Source organism: Candidatus Chloroploca asiatica, assembly GCF_002532075.1.
Lineage (GTDB): Bacteria > Chloroflexota > Chloroflexia > Chloroflexales > Chloroflexaceae > Chloroploca > Chloroploca asiatica.
This window is the reverse complement of record NZ_LYXE01000182.1, coordinates 102,514-114,894: the sequence shown is the minus strand read 5'-3', so window position 1 is coordinate 114,894 and position 12,381 is coordinate 102,514. Positions and strand designations below refer to the sequence as shown.

Annotated in this window: 10 protein-coding genes; 8 read left to right on the top strand and 2 right to left on the bottom strand. The window is 59.5% G+C overall.

Annotated elements, in window-relative coordinates; all coding sequences use genetic code 11:
- Window positions 1-2 precede the first annotated feature (2 nt).
- Window positions 3-896 carry an ABC transporter permease subunit gene (locus tag A9Q02_RS21720; RefSeq protein ID WP_097655169.1) on the top strand — a complete coding sequence of 298 codons (894 nt, stop codon included), beginning with the start codon at window positions 3-5 and terminating at the stop codon, window positions 894-896.
- A gap of 40 nt (window positions 897-936) precedes the next feature.
- On the opposite strand, the gene A9Q02_RS21715 is transcribed toward A9Q02_RS21720, so the two are convergent.
- Both A9Q02_RS21715 and A9Q02_RS21710 read right to left on the bottom strand, forming a co-directional pair.
- Window positions 937-1,377 (bottom strand): hypothetical protein, encoded by a 441-nt coding sequence (locus A9Q02_RS21715; protein ID WP_097655168.1) that lies wholly within the window; start codon window positions 1,375-1,377, stop codon window positions 937-939.
- Window positions 1,378-1,383: 6 nt separating this feature from the next.
- On the bottom strand, window positions 1,384-2,739 hold the full coding sequence (locus tag A9Q02_RS21710; RefSeq protein ID WP_097655167.1) for a BCD family MFS transporter: 1,356 nt from the start codon (window positions 2,737-2,739) through the stop codon (window positions 1,384-1,386).
- Window positions 2,740-3,321: 582 nt separating this feature from the next.
- Here A9Q02_RS21710 and A9Q02_RS21705 point away from each other — a divergent pair.
- From A9Q02_RS21705 to A9Q02_RS21675, 7 genes are all read left to right on the top strand, one after another.
- On the top strand, window positions 3,322-4,947 hold the full coding sequence (locus tag A9Q02_RS21705) for an FAD-dependent thymidylate synthase (RefSeq protein WP_097655166.1): 1,626 nt from the start codon (window positions 3,322-3,324) through the stop codon (window positions 4,945-4,947).
- A 66-nt stretch (window positions 4,948-5,013) separates the two neighbouring features.
- On the top strand, window positions 5,014-5,400 hold the full coding sequence (locus tag A9Q02_RS21700) for a hypothetical protein (protein WP_097655165.1): 387 nt from the start codon (window positions 5,014-5,016) through the stop codon (window positions 5,398-5,400).
- A gap of 148 nt (window positions 5,401-5,548) precedes the next feature.
- Complete coding sequence (locus tag A9Q02_RS21695) at window positions 5,549-6,532, top strand: TPM domain-containing protein (RefSeq protein ID WP_141509124.1); 984 nt, start codon at window positions 5,549-5,551, stop codon at window positions 6,530-6,532.
- 101 nt (window positions 6,533-6,633) lie between these two features.
- Window positions 6,634-8,295, top strand: coding sequence for a hypothetical protein (locus A9Q02_RS21690; protein ID WP_097655163.1), 1,662 nt, complete (start codon window positions 6,634-6,636; stop codon window positions 8,293-8,295).
- Window positions 8,296-8,366: 71 nt separating this feature from the next.
- A complete protein-coding gene (locus A9Q02_RS21685; RefSeq protein WP_097655162.1) occupies window positions 8,367-10,073 on the top strand; it encodes an AMP-binding protein in 1,707 nt (568 codons plus the stop codon).
- 10 nt (window positions 10,074-10,083) lie between these two features.
- Window positions 10,084-11,016, top strand: a complete 933-nt coding sequence (locus tag A9Q02_RS21680) for a tellurite resistance TerB family protein (protein ID WP_245860805.1) — start codon at window positions 10,084-10,086, stop codon at window positions 11,014-11,016.
- A gap of 15 nt (window positions 11,017-11,031) precedes the next feature.
- Window positions 11,032-12,378 carry a M14 family metallopeptidase gene (locus A9Q02_RS21675; RefSeq protein ID WP_245860804.1) on the top strand — a complete coding sequence of 449 codons (1,347 nt, stop codon included), beginning with the start codon at window positions 11,032-11,034 and terminating at the stop codon, window positions 12,376-12,378.
- Window positions 12,379-12,381 lie beyond the last annotated feature (3 nt).

Here is a 12,381-nt window from a genome sequence, read left to right as displayed (position 1 = left end):
CTATGTTCACTCGTCTCTTTGCTGCTGAATGGCTCAAGCTCTGGCGTCGCCCCCTGGCCTGGGCCATGCTGGCGATCTTTCTCGGGTTGCTTGCGCTTTCGTTGATCCTCTGGACCCTCGTGGTGGCGCTGCACGAGGGGGTGCTTGGCATAAACCTGACGGTGCTGCGTGATGAACAGGTGGCCGAGATCCGGCGACAACTGAGTCTCCCTGGCATCTTTGGCATGGTGCTTGGGCAGGTCAATAGCACCGGTGGCATCCTGGCGATTCTGCTCGCTGCCGGGTCGCTCGGCGGCGATTATAGCTGGGGGACGCTGCGGAGTTTGCTGAGTCGCGCCCCTGATCGCCGGGCCTATCTGCTCGCCAAAACAATGGCCCTGCTACTCGGTCTGCTCATCGGGATCGTGCTCGGTCTGCTCGTCGGCGTGCTGATCGCGCTCATTGCCAGCGCCTGGCTCGGGCTGCCACATACACTGAGCGTACGTGATCTGCTTGTTTTGCCGATCGGCATCGCACGAGCGCTGCTGATCATCCTGCCCTACCTGTTGCTTACCCTTGCCAGTGCCGCGCTGGGGCGCTCCACACTCGCCGGGATTGCGGGCGGCATCGTCTTCCTCATCTTCGACATCGGGGCCGGCTCGCTCACCTCACTCGGTCTTGTCAACCCACTGATCCGCCAGGTCATCAACCTGCTGCTCCAACCCAACATCAACAGCCTGGTGATGCAAAACGGTCAACTCTTTGGCCTCGACCAGTCGTTACTTACGAATGCCCTCGACCCAACCGTGCTCCCTGCCCCCTTCCAGGCCACCCTCGTCGTCATCATCTACAGCCTCCTCTTTGGCTACACGGCCTGGCGCACCATTGCCCGCCGCGACATCACCGGAGCACAATAAGCGACGTATGGATGGGGCGAAGGAGCACGTAGGGCAAAGCTCACCTTCCGAAGTAGACGACCAACAGGGTCACAGCAAAAAAGCTCAACGAGACGCCAAAAAGTTGGTACCAGCGGCGATAAGTCGCCGGGGTACAAGGGTAGGTGATCGGGCGGATGCGCAGGAAGACGAAGCCCATTGTAGCGGCAAATTGCGCAATGAAAAGACCGATCTTGAGAAAAACCCAGGTGTTCCAACCAAGATAGAACTGAGCCAGGGCAAGCCCTGAGATCATCAAACTAAGAAAGACAACATCAACCAGCTTCACCTCGTGGCGAATATAGGCACGCAGGAGTTCGCCATCAGAGGTCAGGCCATCTGGCTTGGTCAGGCGTGGCTCAAAAGTTCGGACGACCAGCAAGGATGCCACAATCGCGCCCATCCAGATGGCAAAGCAGGCGACATGGATCAAGAGCAAAGCGTGATACGCAAAAACGAACATTTGAGCTTATCCTGCCGTATCCATCGCCAGCGCGGCACTAATATCAGATCGCGTCAGGCCTTTGAACTCCTGAATACTAATGCTGCGCAAGAGGCCAATGGCAAGTAGCATCGCAACGGCTTCGAAGCCAAAGATAACCGCATAGCCCATCGCCTCAGAAAGTAGGCCCGTCTCGATGAGTCCGGTATGCAACGCCCCACTGAGGATATTGGCAAAACCGGTTCCGAGGCCTTGCGCCATCCCCCAGAGGCCCATATACAGCCCAGCCTGACCCTCGATGGTCATATCCATCATCATCGAGAGGGCACCGACATCAAAGAAGCCGACGCCAAGACCAATCACCAGCAACGCCGGGGTGATCAGCGCAGCCTGGTGCGTTAGACCAGCGCCAGCAACCGCCAGCAAGCCGATCGCCACCATCAGCCCACCCAGCGTCGCAATGGTCTTTTTGCTGAGCGATGTGTAGGATGAAATGATCCCCATAAGGAAGATGCCAAGCAAGGCCCCACCTCCCCAGGACTGCTGGAAGGCGGCGGTTTCCTTCTGGTTCATCCCAAAGACTTCCGCGCCGAAGGGTTCAAGGATTGCGTCCTGAAGGAAGATGCCCATCACCGCAAGCAGCACGAAAAAGAAGAAGGCCCGCACATGCGGATTCGAACTCATCAGATTACGTGCGATCCGGAAGGTGCTCAGCGGTGAGGCCGACATGTCAGGCTGCGTAGCAAGCAATGTGGCTTGCTCCTCCGGTGTAATGCGGCGCTCCATCCCAATGATACCGAGAAAGGTTGTGATGAAGACCACCGCAGGCGTGAGGTTGTAAAGGCGCTGCATCGCCTCGGGGTCATAGTTGGGCATCATCTGTCCCGCTACCACTGCCGTGATGATTCCGCTCAGGATGATGGCGGCCCAGACCACGGCAACAACCCCGCCACGCTCTTTTTCTGTAGTAACTTCGGCCATCAGGGCATTCGAGGCACTACCATTCATTGCCATCGCAACCCCAAAAAAACCAATCAAGAGGAGGGCCTCGAAGGTCGCCGCCAGGCTCCGCTCGCCAAGACCAACCGCAATTGAGGGAAGCAAGAGAAAGATGAGCGAAGCGCCCATGCCGCTGAGGAAGATGTAGGGCGTGCGCCGATAGCCAAAAAGTGCATAGCGATCAGCAAAACGACCCCAGTAGACCTGAAAGAAGGAGATGAAGTGATGCAAGCCGATCAGTGACGTAACGACAACCGCAAGCGCACCGAGATCGGCAATAGAAACGCGGTTGAAGTTAAACGTCAGCAGGGCGAACATCCAACCTGCTCCAATACGGGCGATCGAGAGGCGGATTGTCTTGAACCAGAAGCGTAGAAACCCCACGGAACCCCTCCATTTCTTGGAGTTTGGGCCGGTGTCCATCCGACCCATGTATGGTAGGTACCCAGCGAAGAACAAGGCATCAGGCAGCCGATGAGTGACTCTTCGGGCATGATGCACTGTTCCTCAATGATAGATTGCAAATAGATCGGAAAAAACCGGTCTCTTGCGAGAACCGGGGCTAGACAACACCCTACAGCCCAAGCGACTACGGGTGCTCAGAGGCATGCACTTTACGCCCTGACATCCAGGCCAGCGGGTCACCGCGAGACTATCGGGGCTGAATAAGTACAGATGACAATAGCGTGGATTATAGCATACTTTTTGCAATGTCCAGTCTGTGTGCTTCGTACGCATTTCCCAGGGCTACGCTGAAAATGGGGGAACCAAGTTCCCCCATTTTCAGCGTAGCCCTGACGCAATTCCCAGGTGCGGTACAATGCTCTAGAGTCAATACCTTGAGTCGTGTGTCATGCTGAGTGCAGCGAAGCATCTCTGCCATCTAAACGCATGAGACCCTTCGCTGCGCTCAGGGTGACAAACTATCGGGAAACTTCCTTGACAGACTATATCAGGAGCCACTTGATGTTTGAGCCTAATGCCGAGCGCTTTACCGCAGAGGAGATCGCGCTGCTCCAGCCCTTTGTAACCAATACCGAGCGTCCCATCTTTTGCTTGCGCAATCTTCCCGAGGTGGTCAAGGGCGCGCTCTTCTCACGCTATAGTCGGAGTACCAAAAGTCTGCGCCGTCTCTTGCTTGATGAGTTTATCAGCGCGCCCGAGTCGGGTTTCCATTTGATCGTCGCCGGGGCCGACAATGACCCCGCGGCGCAACTAGTGGCCGTCAAGCAGGCCGAGGCTTTCTACGAGCGGGTGCTGGTCGGCTACGGTGACGATTCGGTCGCTGAACTCGGTGGTGCCCACCTTGCCTGCGAGGGCGTGAGCAATATCGCTGCGAAGGTGCTTGAAGATAGTCGGCTTGGCCTCTCGCCGCTCGAAAAGTCGACCCGTTATGTCCGCTTCGATCAGCAGGGGCCTGAGGGTTACGCCTACCTGCGCGAGCCAGCCCTGATGGCCTCACCCTATGCCGCACGCTTCACCGACGCGATGGATCATCTGTTCCGCACCTACAGTGCGCTGCTTGCCCCGGTGCAGGCGTGGGTGCAGACCCAGTTTCCTCGTGACCCGGCGACGTCGCAGCGTGCCTACGCCAGCGCGACGCAGGCGAAAGCCTTCGACCTGCTGCGTGGCCTGCTGCCGATGGCGACCCGCACCAATGTGGGGCTCTTTGGCAATGGCCGCGCCTTCGAGTATCTGCTCACCAAGCTTGCCGCCACCCCGTTCGCCGAGACGCAGCAACTCGGCCAGGCGATGCAGGCCGAGCTGGATCTGGTGATTCCGGCCTTTGTGAAGCGCTCTAAAGGCGACCGTGGTCGCGCCTATGCAGACTACATGGCGGCGATCCGCGAGCGCGTCGGCGCCATCGCCGCTCGCATCGATCTCCCTCAAGCATCCCAGGGCGATGTGGCGGTTCGGCTCGTTGACTATGACCCCCAGGCTGAAGCGAAGACCGTGGCGGCGATCCTCTATCCTCACCTGGATCTGCCACTCACGGCCATACAGGAACGAGTTGAGGCAATGCCCGAGGCCGAGCGGGTTGCCCTGATTGAGGCCGCTCTCGGCGAGCGTGCGAGCCGCTTTCATCGTCCCGGACGGGCGTTTGAAGAGCCGTACTACAGCTTTGATATCCTGGCGGACATCGGTGCGTACCGCGATCTTCAGCGCCACCGGGTGCTGACCCAGGAACGCCAGCGCTTCACGGTAGCGCATGGGTTTGTCGTGCCGTCCGAGCTTGAAGCGGTTGGGGTGGCCGCTACGTACCGGGCCGCCTTGCAACAGGCCGCCGAGGTCTGCGTCGCCATGCAAGCCGAGTTTCCGCACGAAGCCCAGTATGCGGTTCCTTTCAGCTTTCGCGTGCGCTGGCGGATCAAATTGAATGTGCGCGAGGCCTATCACCTGATCGAACTGCGGAGCGCACGCCAGGGGCATCCCTCCTATCGGCAGGTCGCCCAGGCGATGTTTCGCGAAATCAGCGCTGTCCACCCGGCGCTTGCCCAAGGCATGCACTTTGTCGATCAGAACGACTATGGCCTAGAGCGGCTCACCGCCGAGCAGCGCCTCGATCAGAAACGCCAGGCGCAGGAGGGGTAGGGTGTTCTTGTCGTCGATACAGGCAGACGTTCGTCAGCCGAGGTTTGATTCTTGGAGAATGTAAACATGAACGAGATTCATGACCACTCTGACCCGCACAACATGAATCGGGACAAGGAGCTATGGGGAGCGTCAAGGAAGCGCTACATTTCCACCTGGCGCAATAAATGGCTAACCGCTGACGCGAAAACCATTGAGGACATGATTAACATGTTGCGAGCCGCAGCCGATGAGCTCGATCAAATGCGAAGGGATGGAGTTGTCCTTGAGGACGAAGGTGGCATCGGCGACGACTACGCACAGCTGGTGACCACAGACCCAAAGGTCGCTGAAAAGTACAATATGGTAGATGAGTCCGAGTATTGGGGCGACGAGGACGACGACGAGGACGACGAGGGCGACGAGGGCGACGAGGACGACGAGGGCGACGAGGACGACGAGGACAAGCGTTAAGCATATACCTACCCAACCTTGTCATGCTGAGCGAAGCATCGCTGCGGATTTATGTTGGCCCACTAATCATGCGGATGAGGCCAGCCCCCCATGCTATAATCTTATGCACAAGAAAGAAGTCGTAGCCATTGTGGGGAGGGATAGTGTTGTGCGTCATTTTCTTCGGCTAGGAGCAGTACTTGCCTTGCTTCTGCTCCTTGCTGTTCCAGCTTTTGCCCAAGGACGCGTGCTCATTACCGATCCAGGCGGGCGCCTGAATCGTGGCGAGGTTGAGCAGGCAGCGCGTCCATTGCTGAATCGCGGGGCTACCGTTGCGGTCTATATTGTGCCCAATGGTGACGCCGACGATTTTACCGAACGCATGATCGATGATGGTGTTGGGCGTCCCGATGGGACGATGCTCAATGCGTTGATCGCGATCTATGTGGCCGAGAACCCACCGTATAGCGAGATCGCCTATGGCGATGATTGGGCCCGTGCGCTTGGGATCAATGAGAATGCTGATGCGATCCGCAGAACTGAACTAAACCCTGGTCTCTCGGCCGGCGATTTTACCGGTGGCGTGGTGAGTGCGCTCGGGGCGATCGAGAATGCGATCGTGAATCCGCCGACACCCGGTGGTGGCACAACCGTCAATTTTGATCCAACGCCAGTTGTGCTCGGTGTTGGTGGTCTCGCCGCTGCTGGGGCCGGGGCTTTTGCGTTTACGCGCCGCCGTCGTACTGCGCAGGCCCGTGCTGCTGCTCAGCAACGGCTGAAGGACGCCCGCGAGGCCGCTAGTCTCAAGATCACCGATCTCGGCCAGCGCTTCCGTAACGCTGACGATAAGGCGAAGTTTGATGCGGTCTCCTATGCCAAAGCGGATGTCAACCGCCTTGCGACGCTCCAAAAAGCCGTGGTAGCCAATTTTGTCAAGGCGCAGCAAACCTTCAAAGAAACCGGTGAACAACTCGATCGTCACGAAAAACCAAGCAATGCGCAGCTTGAAGAGGCTGCCGTGCAATACGATCAGGTGAGTGTCGCCTGCGATACGGTTAGCGATGAACTAGCTGTCGTTGAACAGCTCCGCCGTGACCTCGATGAACAGGCGCGTCTGGCGCAGGAGGAACTCGACCGCGCAAAAAAAGCCTGACCGACGCTACCAACCGTCTTGCGATTCTGGGCGATGCGATTGCCGATCCTGAGGCCGCCCTCGCCCCGATTAGGACAGAGGTTGCACGGGCAACCGCCGCAATGAAGTCGTATCAGGCTCCAGAAGCGACGGCAGCCGCTAGGGTAGCGTCGGAACAAGCGCACGTTTTAATCGCGCTGGTGAACCAGTTCGCCGGTATTCTGGCCGATATGGCCGCTGAACGTACTGCCGCCGAGGCGGTGCTCGCCGCGGGCTATCGCCTCGATCTGATGCACGAGGCGCTCGCGTTGACCGAAACGGCGCTCGGTTCAGCTGCCGATGCGCTCCAATCTCAGCAGTACGATACTGCACGCGATCAATTGGGCATGGCTCAGGCGAAACTCACCCAGGCCGTTGCCTCGGGCAGCGGCGCACCCGCGCTCCGGGCCGCCAATGCTGCCCGTCTCACGGCGATCCAGGCCCGTGGTGAGGCGACCGCCCGCAAGATTGTCGAGGGCCACGAGGCGTTTGATCAGGTGGACGAATTCGCCGAAAGTAGCTGGAGCGATATTCGGGGCAATGGCAGCGAGGCCGAGGCGGCTGCCGACCGCGCCCACGAACACTGGGAACGCGCCCAAGAGCAGAATGCGATGGAGGTGCAGGCGTTTGTGGCGGCTAGCGAGCAACTTGATGCCGCCGATCAGGAACTCACCTATGTCGATCAGTTGATTGAGGCGATCATGACTCGCCTGCAGGATCTCGAAACGGCCCGTGCTTCAGCGCGTGAGTTGCTGGAAGAGGCCGAACGCAGCATCGAGGCGGGCCTCGCCTTTGTCAAGGCCAACGATCCCGATGTTAGCAAAGCCCCCGAGCAACAGTTGCACGAGGCTTCGCAGCACTTTGCCGTGGCGCAGCAAGAGGCTGCCCAGGCGAAACCAGATTGGTTGCGCCTCGCGACCGCCGCCACCACGGCCGATCGCCTGGCTGATGCAGCGCTCGCCGCCGCACGCGGCGAGGCCGAGTCGATGGAGAAACTCCGTCAACAGGTCGAGAAACTCGGGCCACTCGTCAGTGGCGAGATCAATAAGATCGCTCGCTTTATCAATCTGCATGGCAATGATATTCAGCCTGCTACCACCGCGTCTGTCAAAGGCCTGGTGCAACGCTTTGAAAAGGCCCAGCAGGCCCATAAGCAGGCCGGAACCTGGGAAGAAGAACGACGTCGCCAAGCCTTCAAAGAGGCCCTTGAAGCCTATAGTTATGTCCAGTCCGAGAGTGGCGTGGTCTATCAAGCGGCGCTCGCCGATACCGAACGCCTCGAACAGTTGCGTACCGATCTCAATAGCGCCCTGACTGAGGCGCGCACCGCGTTGGAAGAAGCCGAACGCCTGGCGCAACAGGCTGGCAAGCGTGCGCCATCGGGGGCAAAAAAGCAAGTCACGCAGGCCCGTGCCCGTTTTGATAAAATCCGCCTGCCGATTACCGGCGAGGAAGAACTGAAACGAACGATCGAGGAGGCCAAGGCGATTGCCCAAGAAGCCCGGGAAGCTGCCAATGAGATCCGTAAACATACCTCACGCCCCTCGGGTGGCGGTGGTGGTCTTGGCCCTGTGATCATCATGGGCACCGGCCGACGCGGTGGCTGGGGTGGCTCGGGGAGTTGGAGCAGTAGCTCGAGTCGCGGGAGTAGCGGCTGGGGAAGCGGCGGGCGTTCGGGTGGCAGCTTTGGTGGCGGGCGTTCCGGCGGTAGCTTTGGTGGTGGGCGTTCCGGCGGCGGTTGGTAAACACAAGTCGAACGCGGCTGATGAGGGGCAGGGTTGCCCGTATACGTCAGAAGAGCCAAGCAGAGGAGCTTATGGAGACAACGCAGGGGAGCTATGTCAGTGGGACGAGTTCACAGCCGCTGCTCGGTGAGACGATTGGGGCGTGTTTTGATCGCATTGCGGCGCGGTTTCCCGCGAACGAAGCCCTGGTCTGCTGTGCGCAGGGGTTACGGTATACCTATGCTGAGCTCAAAACCGAGGTTGATCGTTGTGCGCGTGGCTTGATGGCGCTCGGCCTGGTCAAAGGTGATCGGGTCGGGATCTGGGCCCCGAATCGCGCCGAATGGGCGATTACCCAGTTTGCGACGGCCAAAGCTGGCCTGATTCTGGTCAATATCAACCCGTCCTACCGTCTCCACGAGCTCGAATATGCCCTGAGTCAGTCCGGGTGTCGGATGATCATCATTGCGCCTCAGTTTCGCACCAGTGACTATGCTGCGATAATGTATGAACTGGTGCCTGAATTGAATGAGGCTTCACCAGGGCAGGTGCAAGCGGCCCGCCTCCCCGAGCTTCAGATGGTCGTGCGCCTCGGTGACCAACGCTCACCTGGGATGCTGACCTGGGCCGATCTGCTGGCTGCCGCTGAGCAGGTTAGGCCCGAAGACCTGCAGATCCGTCAGGGCGAACAGCAGTTTGACGATCCGATCAATATCCAGTACACCTCGGGGACAACTGGCTACCCCAAAGGGGCCACGCTGAGCCATCACAATATCCTCAATAACGGCTATTTTGTCGCCGAATTGATGGGCTTCACCGAGCAAGATCGCCTTGTTATTCCAGTGCCCCTTTACCACTGTTTTGGCATGGTAATGGGCAACCTGGGCTGTCTTACCCACGGGGCGACGATGATCTATCCGAGTGAAGGCTTCGAGCCGCTGGCCGTTTTACAGGCCGTCGAGACCGAGCGGGCGACGGCGCTCTATGGCGTGCCGACGATGTTCATCGCCGAGCTTGAGCATCCCGACTTCAAGCGCTTCGATCTCACCAGCCTGCGCACCGGGGTGATGGCTGGGTCGCCCTGCCCGGTCGAAGTGATGCGCCAGGTGCAGTCGGTGATGCATATGCACGATGTCGAGATCTGCTACGGCATGACCGAGACCAGTCCGGTCAGTACGCAGACCCGCATTGGTGCCCCGCTCGAAAAACAGGTCAGTACCGTGGGGCAGGTCCATCCGCACGTCGAAGTCAAGATCATCGATCCCGGTAGCGGGCGGATCGTGCCGCGTGGGGAGACCGGTGAGCTCTGTACCCGTGGGTATAGTGTGATGCTCGGGTATTGGAACAACGACGAGGCGACGCACAAAGCGCTTGACCGTGCTGGCTGGATGCATACCGGCGATCTGGCGGTCATGGACGAAGAGGGGTATATTAATATTGTCGGGCGCATCAAGGATATGATCATTCGCGGCGGCGAGAATGTCTATCCCCGCGAAATCGAAGAGTTTCTCTATACCCATCCCAAGATCAGCGATGTCCAGGTGATCGGGGTGCCCGACCGTCGCTACGGCGAAGAGATCATGGCCTGGGTGAAACTGAAGCCCGGTGTGACCGCTGATGAAGAAGAGATCCGTGCCTTTTGTCAGGGCCAGATTGCTCACTTCAAGATCCCTCGTTATGTCAAGTTTGTTGAGACCTTTCCGATGACGGTGACCGGCAAGATCCAGAAATTCTTGATGCGACGGCAAAGCATCGAGGAACTCGGCCTTTTCGACGCCGCCGCAATGAAGACAGCATAAGGAACGTTGCATGGCAAAATCTCCGCTGGCAATGGCGCTTGCCAAAGTCATTATCGCTGCGGCCTGGGCCGACGGTGAACTCGCGCTTGATGAGGTCAACAGCCTCAAAAATCTCCTGGCCGAAATGGGCCAGAACGTCGGTTCCGACGAGATGAGTCTGACGATGCAGGACTGGGCGCAGCTCGATATCTACCTCTATTCGCCGATTGGCGCCGAGGAGCGCACCCGCTTGCTCGAAGAACTCGCCGCCAACCTGCGTGGCCCGGCTGATCGTACGCTCGCGCTCGAGGCCCTTGATCGCCTGCTCGCCGCTGATCGGGTTGTCACCGAAGAAGAGCGAACTGTCGGCGATGAGATTCGTCAGGCGGTCATGCGAGCCGATGCCGGCCCGCTCGCCGGGATGGGGGCGCTCTTGCGGCGTACCTTTGGTATCAAAGCCCGTGGCCCCAATCGCGAACAGCATCTCGATGAGTTTCTCAACAATCGTGTCTATTATGGGGTGCGTGTCCGCCTCGGCAAAGCCCCCGAAGAAGACCTGGGCATTCCGCCCGACGAGGCGCGCAAACTAGCGCTTGCCGGGGGCATCCTCGCCACCATTGCCCACGTCGAAACCCCTGTCAGCGAGGCCGAGCGCACGCGGATCGTGACCGCCCTCAAGCATGGCTGGGAGATCAGCCACGAACGCGCCGAGTTGGTCGCCGAGGTCGCCCTCGCTGAAAGCGCCGATGATCAACTTGACCCCTATGTCATGACCTACGAATTTGCCCAGCGTACCACGATTGCCGAGCGTGTCCGCTTTCTTGATGCGCTCTTTGCCGTTGCCGCCGCCGAGGGCGGCATCAGCAGCGAAGAGAGTGCGACGATCAGTCGCCTTACCAACAGCATCCGGCTGGAACAACGCCATTTTGTTGAAGCAAAGCGCAAAGCGCTTGGTGAGGGATAGACGTTGCAGTTCTTTGTGCTTGTTCTTACCACGCTCTGGCTGACGGTGCTGTCCAGTCCTCTGCTCGCATGGCAGCCGTTAGCTCAGGCAACCCCACCGCAGCAGTCCGAGCGTCGTTTTGTCCTGGGTTTATCAGCCCAGGGGCGCCCAATCGAGGCCGTGCAGTTCGGTAACGGGCCGCGCAAGCTCGTGGTGGTCGGCAATACGCATGGCGGACCCGAGGCGAATACCTATCGCCTGACGAATGAATTGATCGCCCATCTTGCCGCCAATCCCGAGCTCGTTCCATCGTCGGTGCGCCTCTTTCTCATTCCTTCGATCAACCCCGATGGGCTTGCGCTCGGCTGGCGGTTTGATGCGGCCGGGGTTGACCTCAACCGCAACATGAATACCAACCTCGACGCTTGCCCCGACAATGATTGGCGCCAAACGGTCTTTGGGGCGTATGGGCTGATCGCCGAGACCGGCGGACCGTATCCCGACTCGCAGGTCGAGGTACGCCTTTTGCGTGCGTTTCTCCTCGATGCAGCCGGGGCGATCTTTCTCCACTCCAATGCCGGCCTGGTCTTTCCCGCCTCGTGTGAACACGCCCCTTCGATCGCGATGGCCGAACGGTACGCCAATGCCGCCGGCTATCTCTACAGCCGCTACTGGCCGCTCTACGCTATCACCGGGGGCATGCACGACTGGGCCGGGAGCATGGGCATTGCCGCGATCACCCCCGAATTGATCACTGGTACCGACAGCGAATTCCCCCAGAATCTCGCAGGTCTGCTGGCGGTGCTAGAAGATCCCGACAATCTGTTGCCGTTACCCGAGGATGGCGAGGTAGCTGGCGAAACGATCCCCGCTCCCATTTACCGCTACTGGCGTGCGCTCGGGGGCGAGGCTCAATTTGGCGTGCCGCAGGGTCCGGCGCGGCAGACTGCCGACCAGATACGGCAGCGCTTTGCCACAGTTGAACTCGTGATCGACAACGAGCAACGTGACACGATCTGGTATGTGCAACCAGCACCCCTTGGCAGCCGTGCCGCCACGAGTCGGGCCTATGGCGGCGCCGACGCCCTTGTGCCCCTGACCGAAGCCGGCGACGCCCTCGTCTTCCCCGAGACAGGCCACCGCCTGCGTGATGCCTTTCGCGCTTTCTGGCAACGCGAAGGGGGCTTGATGGCCTTTGGGTTGCCGCTCTCGGAAGAGTTTCGCACCATTACCGCCGATGGGCAAGCGCGCACGATCCAATACTTTGAACGGGCGATCTTCGCCTACGCCCCGGAAGACGGCAGCGTTCGCCTCGAACCACTCGGCCTGCGTGAAGCAACCCTTGAGCACCTGGCCCTGCCTGCCCGTCACATGCCACGGTAAGTC